A 17420-nucleotide genomic window follows, 5' to 3' on the forward strand; every position below is an offset into this window, starting at 1 on the left:
TGCCGATGGCCTGCAGATCGGCGGGGAGTTTTTTGACCTCGGCTTGCAGGTCGTTGCGGCCGGTGGCGATCCGGGCCTTGGCCCGGTTCAACTCGGCGCCGATGATGTCCGCGACCGAGGAGATGACCTGCTGCATCCGGTCGACGTAGCCCTTACGGGCCTGCTCGTAGAAGGCGTTGACCTCGTCGGGGAGCCCGAAGAGCTTGTCCTTGCCCCACTTCAGCGGGCCAAGGGGTCCCGAGTACCGCTTCTTCTTGTACGCGTCGATACGGGACTTGTAGTCGGCGGTGAACGCGTCCCGGGCCGCCTTCTCACCCTTGGTGAACGCGTCGTCGACCTTGCGGTCCAGGCCCGACAGGATGTCCTCGACGTCCTTCTTCGTCGCGTCGAAGACCTTCTGCAGGCGGGCGGTGACCTGCGCCCGCTTCGCCTCATCCGAACTCTTGGCGCCTTCCTTGCCCGCCGACACCTGCGCCCCGGCCGTTTTGCGGTCGGTGGCCAGGGCGGTCATCGCCGCCGCACCGGCAGCCCCCGCTTGGGCCTTGGCTCCGGCCAAGGTCTGCGCTTCGGCGGCCCGTACCTGGCCGGGGGCGGTCGCGGCGTGCTGCTCGCCGGCCTTCTTCTCCCGCAACGCCCCGGTGAACTCCGGCTCGTTGGAGCGCGCCAACTGCTCCTCGGTCACCTGCGCATCAGCCATCTGCTGATCGACCCGCGCCGGACCGGCGGAGAAGTCGGTAGCGGCGGGTGGGGCCTTGTCCGGGACGGCCTTACCGGGATCGGGGGCGCCGGGGGCACCCGGAGGCTGATCCGCCACCAACGGGGTGACCTGCTTTTCCTTGGCGGCGGAGGTGTCCGGCTCGGCCTTCGTGGTGGTCTCGATCGCCTTCGCGGAGGTTTCCTTACCCGCGCTGACCTGACCCTGGACCTGGCCCTTCACCGCGTCGGCCTTACCCGACTCGCCGAACTTGTCCGCCTCGTCCAAATTCTTCGGCGCCTGCGCCGCAATCGCCTCGTTCACCGCCCGCACGAACGCGGCCTTGTCGAACTCACCCGGCTTCGCGGCGTTCATCCTCTCCGCGTTCGCCGTCTTGCCCTGCGCTTCCCGATCGTCCTGCGGAGGCCGCGCCGCACCCTGCGCCTTACCCGCCTCCGACACCGCCGAAGGATGCGCCGACATCACCTTCTGCTTCGCCCGCACATCCGAGGCCAACGCGGCGAACTTCGGATCAGCCGACGCCGGCGGACGAGCCCCGGCCGGCGGAGCCTCCGCGCCGGCCGCACCCTCCGCCAACCGCTGCACCAGTACGGCCGAGCCGGGTGGAGCAGCGAACGCGGCGGCGCCCGAGCCAGCCGAGAGGTCAGAGCCAGCACCCGCGTCGGCGGGTGAGCGCTGGGCGGAGGGCGTACCCGGCGCGGCGCCGCCCTTGGACGGCGGCCGAGCGGCACGCGACGACGCCGCCCGCCGCTGCGCGACCAGGCCCGCCACCGCACGGTTACCCGCCGCAGCCTGCAACCGCTGCGCCACCGCCGGGCTCAACGCCCGCGCCGACCCACTCCGCAGTGCGGTGTCGGCGGTTTCCACGTCCGGCTCGACGCGGGTACGAGCGGCCGGCGCGTCTCGCTCAGTGGCAGGTGCGCCCGCGGCGCGTACCCGTTCCCGTTCGGCCCCCAGGTCCTCGGCCGGTGTTTTCACGTCGTACCCCCAGGATGGGCCCCGTTACGACAAATTCACCGTAGGCCGAGTATTGGATGACGCTGAGTATTCATCCACGGGCATCGCGGTCAGCCGAAGGGGAATCCAGATCTGCCTATACGGGCAGCTCGGCGAGGGCTGCTACCGCTCGACGCGCCTCGGCGGCAAAGCGATCGCCGATGTCGCACCTGGTTGGCAGGATGTCGTGGTGATCACGATGCGTGAATTGGATCGGGCCGAGCCACTGCGGCGGCTGCACCTGGTCGAGCTGCTCGCCGGGATCGAGCCGTGGGACGCGGCCGAGCGCGCCGACATCGTCGGTACGGCGGAATGGGTCGCCGACGGCGCGCCGCTCTACCGGGTACGCAAGCCGGACGTGCCGGCCAAGCACCTGGTCAGCTACTTCGTGGTCTTCGACGAGGGCCGGCGGGAACTGCTACTGGTCGCGCACCGGAAGGCGGGGCTGTGGCTGCCGTCGGGCGGGCACGTGGAGCCCGACGAGGATCCGTGGGAGACGGTGGTGCGCGAGTGCCGCGAGGAACTGGGCGTCCCGGCCGTACCGTCGACGTTCGCCGGCGAGCGGCCGTTCTTCCTGACCGTGACCGAGACGCGGGGCGCCGGCCGGCACACGGACGTCTCGCTCTGGTACGTCCTGCGCGGCGACCCGGCCGAGATCGTGGCGTACGACGAGGAGGAGTTCGACGCGATCCGCTGGGTGGCGCCGGCCGACCTGCTGGCCGAGCCGGCGGAGACGCTCGACCCGCAGCTGCACCGCTTCACCCGCAAGCTGCTCGCCGCCCTCGCCTGACGAGCCGGCGCGAGGCGCCCGGGTCCGGGACCCGCGAGCACCCACAGGTCGGGCGCCCGCGAGCACGCAGATACGGAGAAAGAGTGGCTATCCGGCGCCGGACAGCCACTCTTTCTCTGTACTTGTGCGGATCACCCCACCCTCGGCCCCGCGGATCAGGCGCTCTTGTCGCGCAGGGGCTTGAGGGCGGCGGCGTACCGGACCAACTCGTCGAGCATGACGTCGGCGGCGCTCTCCATCGTCTCGTTCGGCTGGAGGACGCCGTCGTCGCCGATGAACTGCCGGACGAAGGGGATGTGCACCGCGTCGTTGACCGGTACGAGGCTCAGCGGGACGAGCACCTGCCGGATCATCTGGGCCGCCCGGGTACCGGCCGAGACGCCGCCGTAGCTGACCAGGCCGACCGGCTTGTGGTTCCACTCCAGGTTCAGGTAGTCGAGGGCGTTCTTCAGCGGTGCCGAGAAACCGTAGTTGTACTCCGGCATGACGAAGACGTACGCGTCACCCGACTCGATCTTCGCGCTCCAGTCCTTGGTGTGCTGGTGCACGTACCGCCGCAGCTTCGGGTGGTGTGGCTCGTCCATCATCGGGAGGTTCCACTCGGCGAGGTCGATCAGCTCGACGTCGAAGCCGCCGTGCTTCACGGCCCGGTCGAGGAACCACTTCGCCACCGGCTCGCCAGCGCGGCCGGGACGGGTGCTGGCGAGGATGATCTGCAGCTTCGCCATCGTGTCTGCTCCGATCCGCCCGCGGTGGCGTGAACGCGCCAGGGCGGCAAACCGCCACGTCGGCACGTTGACCCGTCGGGCAGCCTAGGTGGATCTTTCTCCCAGCGAACATACCCCCGTTCGCCGTCGACCTGCGTGCTTGGGGCCGATTCAGCCGGGTCCGGAAACTGGAGTAGGGCGTGCGAGGCGAAAGACCAAGATCTACCGGATCATCCCTGCTCCGCGCGGTGGCGGCGCTGGTGCTGGCGGTGGTGGCCGTGCAGGTACCGCAGCCCGCCGCGCTCGCGGCCCCGAGCAGCCCGAGCAGCCCGAGCGCGCCGGCCACCAGCGCGCCGGGCAGCCCGAGCAGCACCAGCGCGGCGAGCGTGCAGCGGCTCTGCGGCACCCCGAAGCCCGGTGAACTGTCCTGCTTCGGGCTGCGCCGCACCGACACCCGCCGGTCGCGCGGCGTGCAGCCGCGCACCGCCGCCGCGACGCCGGAGGGGTACGCCCCGGCCGACCTGCTCTCCGCGTACGGGCTGCCGGCCGGCGGGGGCGCGGGCGCGACGATCGCGATCGTCGACGCGTACGACAACCCGCGCGCCGAGGAGGACCTGGCCGTCTACCGCCAGCAGTACGGGCTGCCGCCCTGCACCACCGCCAACGGCTGCTTCCGGAAGGTGGACCAGCGGGGCGGCACCGACTACCCGGAGCCGAACGGCGACTGGGCCGGTGAGATCTCGCTGGACGTCGACATGGCCTCGGCGGTCGCGCCGCAGGCGCACATCCTGCTGGTCGAGGCGGACAGCGCCTACACCGACGACCTCGGTACGGCGGTGAACACCGCGGTGGCGCTGGGCGCGAAGTACGTCTCCAACTCGTACGGCTCCGACCCGAGCGCGCCGGAGGATCCGAGCGAGCCGGCGTACGACGAGGCGTACTTCAACCACCCGGGCGTCGCCGTCGTGGCCAGCTCGGGCGACTTCGGCTACGGGGTGAGCTACCCGGCCTCCTCCACCTACGTGACGGCTGTCGGCGGTACCTCGCTGGTCCGCGACGGCAGCGCCCGGGGCTGGTCGGAGAAGGTGTGGAACACCGCCGGTACCCGCTCGACCGGCGAGCCGTACTGGGGCGCCACCGGCTCGGGCTGCTCGACCGTGGAGACCAAGCCGACCTACCAGGCGGACTCCGGCTGCGCCGGCCGTACCGTGGCGGACGTCTCGGCGGTCGCCGACCCGGCCACCGGCGTCGCCGTCTACAACAGCTACTCGGACGAGGGCTGGAACGTCTACGGCGGCACCAGCGCCTCGGCGCCGATCGTCGCGGGCGTGTACGCGCTGGCCGGTACGCCGGTCGCCGGCAGCACCCCGGCCTCGTACCCGTACCTGAGCCCCGGCGCGCTGCACGACGTGACCACCGGCGACAACGCGAGCTGCGCCGACCGTTCCCTCTGCGGCTTCGGCCCGACGCCGGAGTGCACGCCCCGCTACCTCTGCGCGGCCGGCCCCGGCTACGACGGGCCGACCGGTCTCGGTACCCCCAACGGCCTGGCCGCCTTCCGGCCCGGCCCGCACGCGACCGTCAGCGGTACCGTCACCGACGCGGCCACCGGCCGGCCGGTCGCCGGCGCCGCGGTGAGCCTCGCCCCGTACGCCACCACGAGCGGACCGGACGGCCGCTACCAGTTGGTCGTACCGGTCGGGTCGTACCCGTTGACGGTCGGCGCGTTCGGCTACGCGCAACTGGACCTCGGTACCCAGGAGCTGGCGGACGGCGTCGCGGTGACCCGGGACGCGGCCCTGGTCGCGGTGCCGAGCCAGACGGTCGCCGGGACGGTCCGCGACGGCGGCGGGCACGGCTGGGGCCTCTACGCCCGGCTCACGGTCGACGGGGTCCCGGGCACCGTCTTCACCGACCCGAGGACCGGCGCGTACGCGGTCAAGCTGCCGATGGACCGCACCTACACGCTGCGAGTGACCCCGCTCTACCCCGGCTACCGGTCGGCCAGCGCCACGGTCGAGCTGGGTCAGGCGTCGAAGCGGGTCGACATCACCCTGCCGATCTTCACGACCGGCGCGCTCGCCCCCGGCTACGCCGTCAACTACCACGGGGGCGGGCTGGAGAGCTTCGCCACGAGCGGTACGCCCGCCGGCTGGACCGTGCGGAACAACACCCCGGCGGGCGGTTGGCAGTTCGACGACCCGCTGAACCGGGGCAACCAGACCGGCGGCACCGGCCGGTTCGCGATCGTGGACGACTACGCGCTGGGCTGGGCCGCCGCCGACAGCGAGCTGATCAGCCCGAGCTACGACCTGTCCGGGCAGACCGCGCCCGTGCTGGAGTTCGACAGCGCGCTGCCGTGGGCGTACCGGCTGGGCGACCTGACCGCCGACGTCGACGTGAGCACGGACGGCGGCGCGACCTGGACCAACGTCTGGCGGCACGCGGACGCGGTGCCCGGCCCGGACCACGAGACGGTGCCGCTGACCGGGTACGCGGGCCGGTCCTCGGTGCGGATCCGGTTCCACTTCGTCGGCAGCCTGACCGGCATGTGGCAGCTGGACAACGTGGCGGTCGGTACCCGCAGCCTCGACGTCCTGCCGGGTGGTCTGCTGGTCGGGCAGGTCACCGACGCGAACACCGGCGCCGGGGTGGCGGGCGCGACGGTACGCGGCGTGGCGGCGCCCGCCGACGCCGGTCGCAGCGTCGCCTCGCCGGGCGACCCGGCCGTCGGCGACGGCCTCTACTGGGCCTTCTCCGGTCGTACCGGCAAGCAGCAGTTCACCGCCGACCTGGCCGGCTTCGGGTATCCGGCGGTCACCGCGAAGGTGACCGTGCGGCCCGACGCCATCACGCCGGTCGACTTCGCGCTGGCCGCCGGCCGGCTGCGGGTCGACGCGACCGCGGTCGCCGCCGACGTGGCCTGGGGCACGACGAAGACGGTCAACCTCCAGGTCAAGAACACCGGCGGCGCCCCGGCCACCTTCGGCCTGGGCGAGCAGCGGGTCGGCGTTCCGGCCGGCCCGGCCACCGGAGCGCCCCGGCAGCGGGTGCGCAGCCAGCTGACGCCGAACGGCATGGTCGCCTCGGCGGCCCGGGCGGCGGGCGGGACCTCGGCGCGTACCGGTGCCGCCACCGACCAGGCCTGGCAGCCCGTCACCGACCTGCCCGTCGGCGTGCAGGGCGGGGTCGCCGCGGTCGACCACGGCGTGCTCTACGCGGGGCTCGGCGCGGACGCCAGCGGCCAGTGGACCAACGGCTTCTGGTCCTACGATCCCGCCTCGGCGACCTGGCGGCCGTTGGCGCACGCCACCACGCTGCGCTTCGCCCCGGCGTACGGCTTCGTCCGCGGCAAGCTCTACGTGGTCGGCGGCAAGGACCGGGCGGGCGTGCCGATCCCGGGTGGCGAGGTCTACGACCCCGCCACCGACAGCTGGTCGGAGATCGCGCCCGCGCCCAAGGCGTACGGCGCCGCCGGCTCGGCGGTCCTCGGCGACAAGCTCTACGTGGTCGGCGGCTGCGACCAGTTCAACTGCGGCGCGAGCGACGTGCAGGTCTACGACCCGGCGACGGACAGCTGGTCGGCCGGCAAGCCGTACCCGAGGCCGCTGTCGTACCTGCCCTGCGGCACCGTCGACGGCGTGCTCTACTGCACCGGCGGCGTCTACCAGCCGTCCGGCGGCGCGCCCGCCGGTACGAAGGAGGGGTACGCCTTCGACCCGGTGACGGCCGACTGGCGGCGGATCGCCGACGCGCCGATCGACGTCTGGGGCGCGGCCGGCAGCAGCGCGAACGGGCGGCTGCTGACCGCCGGTGGCCTGGTCAACAGCACCGGCGAGCTGACCAACGAGGCGTACGCCTACGACCCGGCGGCCGACGCGTGGTCGGCGCTGCCGAGCCTGAACACGCCCGTGATGATCGCGGCGGCGGCACCGGGCTGGTACGTGCTGGGCGGCCAGACGCGGTACGCCCCGACGGCGACGGCGCAGAAGCTGCCCGGGTACGACCAGCCGCACGCGGACGTGCCGTGGCTGGCAGCGGGCGCGAAGTCGCTGACCCTGCGGCCGGGGCAGAGCACCACGGTGCGGGTGACCCTGGACGCGGGCGCGATGGGGCCGGCCGACGCGGGGGCGCACGCCGCCCGGCTGCTGCTCGACAGCGACACCCCGTACGGCTCGGTCGCGGTGCCGCTGACCATGACGGTGACGGCGCCGGCGGGCTGGGGGCAGCTGACCGGTACGGTCACCGGCCGGGGCGCGGACGGCGGGGCGGTACCGCTGGCCGGCGCCATCGTGCAGGTGGAGACGAAGGCCGGGAACCACACGCTGGTCACCGACGCCGACGGCCGGTACCGGCTCTGGCTGCCGGCGAGGGACAACCCGCTGACCGTGGTCGTCGCGGCCACCGGGTACGCCCCCACGACCAGGACCGTACGGATCGTCCGGGACGGCACGGTGACGGCTGACTTCCCGCTGACGCAGTTGTAGGTAGGTACCGCTTCCGCGGGCGGCGCCGATCCGCCGCCCGCGTCAACTCCGCCCCAGCCGGAGCGGTAGGGGGCCGGTCTACGTGGTGACCGGCCCCCTTTCGGCGTTCCGGGGTCCCGGCCCGGCGGCTGGGCGGCACACGGCCCGGCCCGGAGCCTCGGCGGGCGGGCAGCCCGGCGGACCGGCCCGGCTGGTCAGCACGGGGCCTCGGCCTCGTCCGGGTTCCACCAGCCGCGCCGGGCGGCCAGCACGCCGGCCTGGAACCGGCTGGTCGCGCCGAGCCGCAGCAGCAGCGCCTGGATGCGGCGCTGGACGGTACGGTGGCCGATCTCCAGTTGCCGCGCGATCGCCTCGTCGGGCAGTCCCATGGCGAGCAGCGAGACGATCCGCCGCTCCTCCTCGCTGATGAACTCACCGGCGCCGTTGGTGCCCTGGTCCGGTACGAACGGTTGGGCCCGCTGCCAGAGCGTCTCGAAGAGGGTGGAGAGCGCGTCGAGCAGCGCCGACGGGTGGACCAGGATGCACGCGTCCAGCACCTGCGGCGTGGCCAGCAGCGGGATGAGCCCGGCCTGGTCGTCGGCGATGATCATCTTCATCGGCGACTCGGGCAGGAAACGGACCTCCTCGCCGGCCGCGATGTCCCGTTCGATGCGCTCGGTGGCGCCGGGCTGGGTCAGCGTGGCGCGGGCGTGGATGAAGCGGCTGCGCACCCGCCGGCCGCCGATGTTCCGGCTGGAGTTGACCCGTTCGCCGGTGCTGGTCTGGGCGTACGGCGGCGCGTCGATGCCGCGGATCTCGCGCTCCGCGCGGCGGAAGAGCTGCTGCCCGCAGCGGGCCACCCCGTCCTGCCCGACGATCACCTCGATCAGGGAGGTCGAGTCGGGGCCGACCCGGGCCTTGCGGTGCCGCTCGGCGAGCCGCTGCGCCAGCGCCCGCATCCGCTGGATGTCCCGCTCGCGGGAGAGCAGGAGCACCTCGACCGCCGGCTCGGGCGGCAGCGCGCTGTAGCGTACGGGCCGGCCCGGCATCCGCGAGATGAGGCCGTGGTCCTCCAGCCGGACCAGGGCCGCGCCGAGCGCGGCCGGGTCGATGCCGGTACGGCTGTGCAGCTCGTCCATGGTCAGGGCCGGGTTGTCCACCAGGGCGAGGTACGCCCCCTCGCCCGAATGGTCCAGGCCGAGGATCTCCAGCATGCCGCCCCACCCCCCGGGCGGACATCCTAGAACCGAATTGATCACGTCCGTCAACAGGCAGTTCATGCCGGGTTCAGGACCGGCTGGGCGGGGCGCCCCGGTTCGGGTACCCCGTCGTCCCCCGGCGCACCGCCGAGGCTCGCGGGCGGCGCGCGGCGGTTGGGCCGTGCCGGCGCGGGGTAGCAGGGAGCCCTCGATACCCGGGAGGCCCCGGGCGCGGCGAAGGGGGTGGGCGGATGTCCGTGTGGCGGACCAAGCCGATCAAGGATGTGCTCGCCCAGGCGGGTGACGAGGGCGGTGACGGGGACGGTACCGAGCGGCGCCGGTTGCGCCGCCGGCTCGGCCCGATCGACCTGATGGGCTTCGGCATCGGGATCGTGATCGGCACCGGGATCTTCACGCTGACCGGGGTCGAGGCGCGCGACCACGCCGGCCCCGCCGTGATCGTCTCGTTCGCGCTCGCCGGCGCCGTCAGCCTGCTCGCCGCCCTCTGCTACGCCGAGCTGGCCTCCAGCGTGCCGACCGCGGGCAGCGCCTACACCTACGCGTACGCCACCACGGGCGAGCTGATCGCCTGGATCATCGGCTGGGACCTCGTGCTGGAGTTCGCGCTCGGCGCCGCGGTGGTGGCGCGCGGCTGGTCGGGGTACCTGGCCGAGCTGCTCGGTCTGCCCGCCACCTGGTTCGGCGAGGAGGGGAGCGTCGTCAACGTCGGCGCGATCCTGATCACGCTGGTGCTCGGTACCATCGCCACGCTCGGCATCCGGCAGTCGTCCCGGCTCACCAACCTGCTGGTCGCGGTCAAGGTCGCGATCTGCGTCTTCGTCGTGGTGGCCGGACTGTTCTTCGTGAAGGCGGCGAACCTCACGCCGTTCGTACCGCCGGCCAAGCCGGTCGAGGACGGCGGCGGGGCGGGGCTGACCCAGCCGCTCACCCAGGCGCTCTTCGGCGTCGAGCCGTCGGCGTTCGGCTTCGCCGGGGTCCTCGCCGCCGCGGCGGTGGTCTTCTTCGCGTACACCGGCTTCGAGGCCGTGGCGAACCTGGGCGAGGAGACCAAGCGGGCCGGGCGGGACCTGCCGCTCGGGCTCTTCGGCACGCTCGCCATCTCCACCCTCCTCTACGTGGCCGTCTCGTACGTGGTGGTCGGCATGGTCGACTACCGGCAGATCGACACCGGCGCCCCGATCGCCTCGGCCTTCTCCGCCGTCGGGGCCGGCTGGGCCGCCGCGCTCGTCTCCATCGCGGCCGTCGCCGGGCTGACCAGCGTGATCCTGGTGGACATCGTGGCGATCGGGCGGATCGGCTTCGCGATGGCCCGCGACGGGCTGCTGCCGCCCGCGATCGGAGCGGTCCACCCGAAGTGGGGTACGCCCTACCGGGTGACGATCCTGATCACCGCCGGGGTGGCGCTGCTGGCCGGGCTGGTACCGCTCTCCTCGCTGGCGAACCTGGTCAGCATCGGTACGCTGCTCGCCTTCTTCATCGTGTCGCTGGCCGTACCGCTGCTGCGGCGCACCCGGCCGGAGCTGAAGCGGCCGTTCCGGGTACCGCTCTCCCCGGTGCTGCCGGTGGTCTCGGCGCTGGCCTGCCTCTATCTCATGGCGAACCTGTCGGTGGAGACCTGGCTGCGGTTCCTGGCCTGGCTGCTGCTCGGCGTGCTCGTCTACCTGTTCTACGGCCGGCGGCGCAACCGGCTGGCCCGCGCCGAGCGGTCGGAAACCCCGCCCGGGGACGACCAGCCGGCGTCGGCCGGCGCCAGCCCGGCGGTACCGTCGACCGGCCCGTGACCGGGGCCGGCGGTGCCGTCGACCGGTCCAGGCGCTGCCGTCGGTCGGTCCAGGCGCTGTCGTCGGTCGATCCGTAACACGACAGGGTGTGTCTGGCTACAGCCCGTTCATGGGAAGGCGGGTAAGCTCGTCCCATCGTCTGTGGTCGATCCGATCGACCGTCTCCAGCAGGGGTGGCCCGTGCGCGAATACGACCTGCCGCAGTCACGGGACCGCCATCCGCGAAGGCCGGAGGGGGCCGAGAGCCCGTCGGCGCCAGCAGCCCGGGCCGGGCCGCGGACCCGGGCCGGGCTGCTGGCGTTGCAGCGTACGGCCGGCAACCGGGCGGTGAGCCGGATGCTCGCCGCCGGCGGCGGCAAGGCGGGTCCCGGCAAGGGCGGTGACCGGGCCGGGGGTGCCGCGGGCGGCACCGGGCTGCCGACCGAGCTGCAGGCCCGGATGGAGGAGGCGTTCGACGCGGACTTCTCCGGCGTACGGGTGCACCGGGACTCCGCCCACGCCGACACGCTCGGCGTGCGGGCGTACACCCGGGGCGAGGAGATCCACCTCGCGAGCGAGCACTACCGGCCGGAGACCGAGTCCGGGCAGGCGCTGATCGGCCACGAACTGGCCCACGTGGTGCAGCAGCGCCAGGGGCGGGTCGGCGTCACCGGCCAGGCGCGCGGGCACGAGTTCAACGACGACCACGGACTGGAGAGCGAGGCCGAGACCCTGGGCCGGCGGGCGGCCCGGGGCGAGTCGGCCCGGGTCGGTGACGGGACACGGTCGGGCGCCACCACGGGCGCGCCGGCCCTCCAGGCGTCCGGGATCGAGCTGCTCAAGGCGAAGGATCCCGCGCCGGCCGACACCTCGCCGGTGCCGGACTGGCAGACGCTGAAGGGGCGCGCGGCTGCCCCGAACGCCGTCGACGTGCACCACATCCTGAAGACGTACCAGCAGCTCTCCGACGGCTGGAAGAGCGGTCTCGGCCAGGCCCAGCAGTCGCTGGCCAACAAGTACGCCACCGCGCAGGGCGCGCCGGACACCGTCGTCGCGTACGGCGGCACGGTGAGCTGGAACGGCATGCAGCGCGGCAGGCAGATGACCGCCACGATGTTGAGCATGAAGGGCGGCGCGGGCTCGGACGCGACGACCGGGGCCTACGCGGGCCTCGGCTCGGCGGTCGAGGGGCACCTGCTCAACGCGTACCTGCACGGTCCCGCGTCGTTCGAGAACCTCGCCCCGTTCAGCCAGACCCTCAACAAGAAGCACCTGAAGGAGATCGAGGATCCACTCAAGCGGATGATCTACAACCAGAACCGGTTCTTCGCGTACCAGGTCGTGGTGCAGGACGGGGCCTCGACCGTCGACGGCGGCTTCTACCCGGCCGGTATCCAGTGCCACGTGGTGGAGCTGGCGGCCGACGGCACGCCGAAGGCCGGGGGCTACCAGCGGAACATCCAGATCAACCAGGCCGGGGCGGTCACGGCGATCGGCACCAACACCGCCGGCGCGACGGCGTCGCCGGGCCCGCTCTCGTTCGGGGCGGACCTCGGCCTGAACGGCGCGGACGCGCAGTTGGCGAAGCTCTGGAACGACCTGTCGCTGCCGTGGAAGGGTTCGTACGGCGCGGTCGTGGCCGAGGTGCTGGAGACCGCGTACGCGGCGGTGCGGCGGTACCAGGCGTCGCAGGGCGAGACCGGGAACCGGCTGTTGGCGTTGCCGCAGACCGAGGTCGAGTTCGAGACCGGGTCCATCCGCAACGTCGACGACGAGGATGAGGAGATCGGTACGAAGATGCTCGCCCGGCCGCTCACCCTGCGGCCGCCCGCGAGCGGGCAGACCGGTTCGGTGCCGGTGGAGCCCTGGGGTGGGGTGATCGCCGGGCACCTGCTGAACCACCACCTGCACGGTCCGGGACTGAGCCACAACCTGGTGCCGATGACCGCGTCGCTGAACCAGCGCTTCGAGCGGGAGGTGGAGAGCCGGGTCAAGAGCCTGGTGCTCACCGGCGGCCAGGTGCTCTCCTTCGAGGTGGAGATGGGTGGCGACCTGATCGACCTGGCCGGCCTGGAGGACGTGCCGGGCACCCTGAGGTACACCGTCCGGGAGTACCGGCCTCGGCCGGGCGCCGGGCGCGACCGCGAGAACTTCCAGAACTGGGTCCTGGGCCGGACCCTCTTCTCCGGCTCGCTGCCCAACCACAGCGGCAGGAGCGGCGATGACGACGACTACGGCCATCGCGACAAGCGGCGCCGTACCGGGGACTGAGCGAGCGATCAGTCGAAGAAGCGGGCCAGGTGGCCGGCGGGCGGTCGCGGGTCGTCCGGCCCGAGCGGGGTGAGGTCCGCGAAGACCGACGCGCCGTCGCAGCCGGCGTGCAGCGGGTACCAGCGGGGCGCGCCCGGGTACCGCTCGCAGATCCCCTTGATCGTCTGTACGTCCAGCAGCCGTACGTGGGTCGGGTCGGCGACCGCGTTCACATGCCCCCACCAGGGGCTCATGATGTGCAGCACGCCGCCCGGCCGCAGCGCCCGGTGGCACTCGTCGGTCAGCCGCAGGAAGTCGATCAGGTGCTCCAGGATGTGCACCGTGAAGATCACGTCGACCGAGTCGTCCGCGACCGGCAGCGAGTAGGAGAGGTCCGCCTGGGCGTGCACCCCGTCCGCCACGCGCAGGTCGATGCCGAGGTTCTCCGGGTACTGCTTCGCCGGTCCGCAACCCAGGTCCAGCACGACCGGGTCCCGGCCGGCGACGCGTACCCGGGCCCAGACCCCCAGCACGCCGTGCAGCCGGCCGACCAACTGGCGTACCAGGCGCAGCTCGCCCGCGTCCGCGACCTGGCCGGTCAGGTGCGCCACCCCCCGGTCGAACCGGACGTCGACGGCGAGCCCGCGCAGCCGGTCGTCGTGCTTGGCGAGGTCGGTCCAGGCCTCGGCGAGGAACTCGTCGGCCGCCCGGAGCCGGTCCCCCGAGAGCGGTGCGGTTGCCAGCGCGACCATATCCCGGTCACCTCCCGGCGCGGGCTACCCGGATACGCGCCGATCATGCCTGTGCGATTGGCCTGTCGCGGTGGGGTGGTGGCGCCGGCGCCGGCGCCGGGGATCAGCGGTCGAGCACCCGCCCGGCGTCGACCTCGAACCGCCGGTTGGTCCGTACCGCCGCCAGCATCCGCCGGTCGTGCGTGACCAGCAGGAGCGTCCCCGGGTACTCCGCCAGCGCCGACTCCAACTGCTCGATGGCGGGCAGGTCGAGGTGGTTGGTCGGCTCGTCCAGTACCAGCAGGTTCACGCCCCTGGCCTGGAGCAGGGCGAGTGCGGCCCGGGTCCGCTCGCCGGGCGAGAGCGTCTCGGCCGGCCGGAGCACGTGATCGGCGCGGAGGCCGAACTTCGCCAGCAGCGTCCGCGACTCGGCGGGGGTGAACTCCGGTACGGCCGCACCGAACGCGTCGAGCAGCGGACGCGGCCCGAGGAAGAGCCCGCGCGCCTGGTCCACCTCGCCGACCACCACCCCGGGCCCGAGGCTCGCCGTGCCCTCGTCCAGCGGCAGCCGCCCCAGCAGCGCGCCGAGCAGGGTCGACTTGCCGGCGCCGTTCGCCCCGGTGATCGCCACCCGGTCGGCCCAGTCCACCTGCAGGTCCACCGGCCCGAGGGTGAAGTCGCCACGGCGTACCACCGCCCGTCGCAGGGTCGCGACGACCGCGCCGGCCCGGGGCGCGGCGGCGATCTCCATCCGCAGCTCCCACTCCTTGCGCGGCTCCTCGACCACCTCCAGCCGCTCGATCAGCCGCTCGGTCTGCCGGGCCTTGGCGGCCTGCTTCTCGCTCGTCTCGCCCCGGAAGTTCCGGACGTTCTTGTCGTTGTCGCTGGCCTTGCGGCGGGCGTTGCGGACGCCCTTCTCCATCCAGGCCCGCTGCGTGCGCGCCCGCTCCTCCAGCCCGGCCCGGGTCTGTGCGTACTGCTCGTACTCCGCCCGCGCGTGCCGCCGGGCCACCTCGCGCTCCTCCAGGTAGCCGGTGTAGCCGCCGCCGTACTGGCGGATCTGCTGCTGCGGCAGGTCCAGTTCCAGCACCCGGGTCACGGTCCGGGTCAGGAACTCCCGGTCGTGGCTGACCAGCACCGTGCCGGCGCGCAGCCCGGTCACGAACCTCTCCAGCCGGTCCAGCCCGGCCAGGTCGAGGTCGTTCGTCGGCTCGTCCAGCAGGAAGATGTCGTACCGGCTGAGCAGCAGCGACGCCATGCCGGCCCGGGCCGCCTGGCCACCGGAGAGCGCGGTCATCGGCTGGTCCAGGTCGACGGCGAGACCCAGTTCGTCCGCCACCTGCTCGGCCCGCTCCTCCAGGTCGGCGCCGCCGAGGGCCAGCCACCGCTCCAGCGCCGTGGCGTACGCGTCGTCCGAGCCGGCGGTACCGGCCGTGAGCGCCTCGGTCGCCGCGTCGAGCGCCCGCTGCGCCTCGGTCACCCCGGTGCGCCGGGCCAGGAACGCCCGTACGGTTTCGCCCGGCCGGCGGTCCGGCTCCTGCGGCAGGTGCCCGACGGTGGCGGTGGGCGGGTTGAGCTGCACCGAGCCGCGCTCGGTGGGCAGCAGGCCGGCGAGGGTACGCAGCAGCGTCGACTTGCCGGCGCCGTTGACGCCGACCAGCCCGATCACGTCGCCCGGGGCGACGACCAGGTCCAGCCCGGTGAACAGGACGCGGTCGCCGTGTCCGGCGGCGAGGTCCTTGGCGATCAGTGTGGCGGTCATGAGGCAACGATGCTATCCGCACCGGCCGACCGCCCTCCGGGGGTTTTCCGGCGGGTCCCGGTTTTCCGGCGTTCCACGCGGTCCCCGGGGTCCCGGTTTCTGTTTCCGGCGCCCCACGGGCCCCCGGCCGCGCCGGTTCCCGGCAACCGCGGGTGGGCCCGCGGCGGGTGCGCCGGTGCGGGCGCGGGCGGCGAGGGGAGCCCTTATCAGCAGGTGGGGGCCTGGCGGTTGGTGACCGGACCGGCGGGGCAGACTGTGCGGGTGGCGACCACTCTCGCGATCGACTGCGGTGGCGGCGGGATCAAGGGGTCGGTGCTCGACGAGGCGGGGACGATGCGCGCCCGCCCGCTGCGGGTACCGACGCCGTACCCGTTGCCCCCCTCGCTCTTCGTCAAGACGCTGCTCGACCTGGGCGGGCAGCTGCCGGCCGCGGACCGGGTGACCGTGGGCATGCCCGGCATGATCCGGCACGGGGTCGTGGTGGCCACCCCGCACTACATCACCCGGGCGGGACCGCGTACCAAGGTCGACCCGGAGCTGGCGGCCGAGTGGGCCGGCTTCGACGTGCGGACCGCGCTCGCCGACGCGTTCGGGTCGCCGGTGCTGGTGCTCAACGACGCCGAGGTGCACGGCGCCGGCGTGGTCGCCGGTACCGGCCTGGAGCTGGTGCTGACCCTCGGTACCGGGCTGGGCTGTGCGCTCTTCGACGGTGGCCACCTCGCCCCGCACCTGGAGCTGTCGCAGGCGCCGGTGCGCTGGGGGATGAGCTACGACACCTACATCGGCGAGCCGGAGCGGCGCCGGCTCGGGGACGCCTTCTGGTCCCGTCGGGTCCGCAACGTCGTGGAGGGGCTGCGCCCGGTCTTCCTCTGGGACCGGCTCTACCTCGGGGGCGGGAACTCGCGACTGATTCGACCGGAGCAGTTGGCCCGGATGGGCGACGATGTCGTGGTCGTACCGAACACGGCCGGGATCATCGGCGGCGTCCGTGCCTGGGCGATCCGCGCCGGTTAGCGCGGCAGCGGCATTTCGGGGCCGAGGCGGAAGCCGGGTGCGGCGACCGTGCTCGGGCGCCGGCCCGCGGCCCCGCTTCCCGGCGGGGCCGGGCGTCGGCGTCCGCCGCCGGGTGGCCGACCCCGGTTCACCTCCTCGACGGTCCCGGTTCAGCCCCCGGAAGACTCGCGGCGCCCGCGACGTTGTGGCAGCGTCGGTGAAGGCGGCCGGCACGACGACGAGGGGGGCGACGGTGGATCTTCTGGCGGAGTACCGACGGGCGAGCATGTACTTCGAGGCGGGGGACCCGGGCGAGGCGGCCCGGCTGCTCGAACCCATCGTGGCGGCGGAGCCCGACAACTCCTCGGTCCGGCAGCTGCTGGCGCGGGCGTACTTCCAGTCGGCCCAGCTCGGGCGGGCGGAGGAGCAGCTGCGCGCCCTGGTCGACCGGGACCCCAGCGACCACTACGCGCACCACGTGCTCGGGCGGACGCTGGAGCGGGTTGGTCGGCCGGCCGAGGCGCTGCGGCACCTGCGCATCGCCGCGGCCATGCGCGCCGAGCACGAGGACTACCAGGCCGCGCTGCGCCGGGTGGAGGCCCGCGTGCACGGCCCGCGCTGACCGGTGCCACGCGGCGGCGGGTCGACGGGGATTGTTGGCGTGCGGCGGTTGATCGTCGGCCCGGTGGCTTCGGGTCGCCGGGCACCGCCGCGCGGCGGCCTACCATGGTCTGTCATGGCACCTGACCGGCGGACGGACGCGCGATGAAGCTCAAGCTGGACCTGCACGACATCTTCAACCGCGGGCAGGACATCGACCGGGCGTTGCGCGGGATCATGGACGAGGCGGTGGCGAAGAAGGCCACCCTCGTGGAGATCATCCCGGGCAAGGGCTCGGGCGCGCTCAAGAAGCGGGTGCTGCGGTTCCTGGACCAGAAGGAGATCAAGCAGCTCTACCACCGGGTGGAGAAGGACTCCAAGAACTTCGGCCGCCTCTTCGTGCACTTCCGCTGGAAGTAGCGTCGACAGG

12 protein-coding genes are annotated in these 17420 nt (G+C 73.3%); 7 read left to right on the forward strand and 5 right to left on the reverse strand.

Going from position 1 to position 17420, the window contains the following annotated elements:
- Window positions 1-1693, reverse strand: a 1693-nt coding sequence (locus tag AB0J86_RS26575) for a hypothetical protein (protein ID WP_363860332.1), incomplete at its 3' end; no start/stop codon positions are given.
- Window positions 1694-1910: 217 nt separating this feature from the next.
- Between AB0J86_RS26575 and AB0J86_RS26580 the strand changes: the two genes are divergently transcribed.
- The gene (locus AB0J86_RS26580; protein WP_363860333.1) at window positions 1911-2501 is read left to right on the forward strand and encodes an NUDIX domain-containing protein; all 591 of its coding nucleotides are present in this window, start codon (window positions 1911-1913) and stop codon (window positions 2499-2501) included.
- Window positions 2502-2656: 155 nt separating this feature from the next.
- Here AB0J86_RS26580 and AB0J86_RS26585 read toward each other — a convergent pair whose 3' ends face one another.
- Window positions 2657-3229 carry an NAD(P)H-dependent oxidoreductase gene (locus AB0J86_RS26585; protein ID WP_363860334.1) on the reverse strand — a complete coding sequence of 191 codons (573 nt, stop codon included), beginning with the start codon at window positions 3227-3229 and terminating at the stop codon, window positions 2657-2659.
- 179 nt (window positions 3230-3408) lie between these two features.
- Between AB0J86_RS26585 and AB0J86_RS26590 the strand changes: the two genes are divergently transcribed.
- Complete coding sequence (locus AB0J86_RS26590; RefSeq protein WP_363860335.1) at window positions 3409-7695, forward strand: carboxypeptidase regulatory-like domain-containing protein; 4287 nt, start codon at window positions 3409-3411, stop codon at window positions 7693-7695.
- Between the two features lie 194 nt (window positions 7696-7889).
- On the opposite strand, the gene AB0J86_RS26595 is transcribed toward AB0J86_RS26590, so the two are convergent.
- On the reverse strand, window positions 7890-8888 hold the full coding sequence (locus tag AB0J86_RS26595; RefSeq protein WP_363860336.1) for a helix-turn-helix domain-containing protein: 999 nt from the start codon (window positions 8886-8888) through the stop codon (window positions 7890-7892).
- Between the two features lie 236 nt (window positions 8889-9124).
- Here AB0J86_RS26595 and AB0J86_RS26600 point away from each other — a divergent pair, with 236 nt between their 5' ends.
- Entirely contained in the window at window positions 9125-10675 is a 1551-nt protein-coding gene (locus AB0J86_RS26600; RefSeq protein WP_363860337.1) for an amino acid permease, read from the forward strand.
- A 180-nt stretch (window positions 10676-10855) separates the two neighbouring features.
- Window positions 10856-12925 carry a DUF4157 domain-containing protein gene (locus AB0J86_RS26605; protein WP_363860338.1) on the forward strand — a complete coding sequence of 690 codons (2070 nt, stop codon included), beginning with the start codon at window positions 10856-10858 and terminating at the stop codon, window positions 12923-12925.
- Window positions 12926-12933: 8 nt separating this feature from the next.
- Here the strand turns inward: AB0J86_RS26605 and AB0J86_RS26610 are convergent, their stop codons facing one another.
- Together AB0J86_RS26610 and AB0J86_RS26615 are read right to left on the reverse strand one after the other, a co-directional pair.
- A complete protein-coding gene (locus AB0J86_RS26610) occupies window positions 12934-13656 on the reverse strand; it encodes a BON domain-containing class I SAM-dependent methyltransferase (RefSeq protein WP_363860340.1) in 723 nt (240 codons plus the stop codon).
- Between the two features lie 103 nt (window positions 13657-13759).
- Window positions 13760-15397 carry an ABC-F family ATP-binding cassette domain-containing protein gene (locus AB0J86_RS26615; protein WP_363860341.1) on the reverse strand — a complete coding sequence of 546 codons (1638 nt, stop codon included), beginning with the start codon at window positions 15395-15397 and terminating at the stop codon, window positions 13760-13762.
- 261 nt (window positions 15398-15658) lie between these two features.
- On the opposite strand from AB0J86_RS26615, the gene AB0J86_RS26620 reads away from it, so the two are divergent.
- The 3 genes from AB0J86_RS26620 (at window position 15659) to AB0J86_RS26630 (ending at window position 17410) form a co-directional block, all read left to right on the forward strand.
- Window positions 15659-16411, forward strand: a complete 753-nt coding sequence (locus tag AB0J86_RS26620) for an ROK family protein (RefSeq protein WP_363860342.1) — start codon at window positions 15659-15661, stop codon at window positions 16409-16411.
- Window positions 16412-16643: 232 nt separating this feature from the next.
- Window positions 16644-17012, forward strand: coding sequence for a tetratricopeptide repeat protein (locus tag AB0J86_RS26625; RefSeq protein ID WP_363860343.1), 369 nt, complete (start codon window positions 16644-16646; stop codon window positions 17010-17012).
- Window positions 17013-17155: 143 nt separating this feature from the next.
- Window positions 17156-17410, forward strand: coding sequence for a Smr/MutS family protein (locus AB0J86_RS26630; protein WP_363860344.1), 255 nt, complete (start codon window positions 17156-17158; stop codon window positions 17408-17410).
- Window positions 17411-17420: the final 10 nt, after the last annotated feature.

Origin of the sequence: Micromonospora sp. NPDC049559, from assembly GCF_040676675.1 — a bacterium.
Lineage (GTDB): Bacteria > Actinomycetota > Actinomycetes > Mycobacteriales > Micromonosporaceae > JBFAPK01.

Bases quoted from the DNA above. Each gene is read 5' to 3' on its own strand.
- AB0J86_RS26580 (WP_363860333.1), top strand. From the start codon at position 1,911: ATGCGTGAATTGGATCGGGCCGAGCCACTGCGGCGGCTGCACCTGGTC.
- AB0J86_RS26585 (WP_363860334.1), bottom strand. From the start codon at position 3,229: ATGGCGAAGCTGCAGATCATCCTCGCCAGCACCCGTCCCGGCCGCGCT.
- AB0J86_RS26595 (WP_363860336.1), bottom strand. From the start codon at position 8,888: ATGCTGGAGATCCTCGGCCTGGACCATTCGGGCGAGGGGGCGTACCTC.
- AB0J86_RS26600 (WP_363860337.1), top strand. From the start codon at position 9,125: ATGTCCGTGTGGCGGACCAAGCCGATCAAGGATGTGCTCGCCCAGGCG.
- AB0J86_RS26610 (WP_363860340.1), bottom strand. From the start codon at position 13,656: ATGGTCGCGCTGGCAACCGCACCGCTCTCGGGGGACCGGCTCCGGGCG.
- AB0J86_RS26615 (WP_363860341.1), bottom strand. From the start codon at position 15,397: ATGACCGCCACACTGATCGCCAAGGACCTCGCCGCCGGACACGGCGAC.
- AB0J86_RS26630 (WP_363860344.1), top strand. From the start codon at position 17,156: ATGAAGCTCAAGCTGGACCTGCACGACATCTTCAACCGCGGGCAGGAC.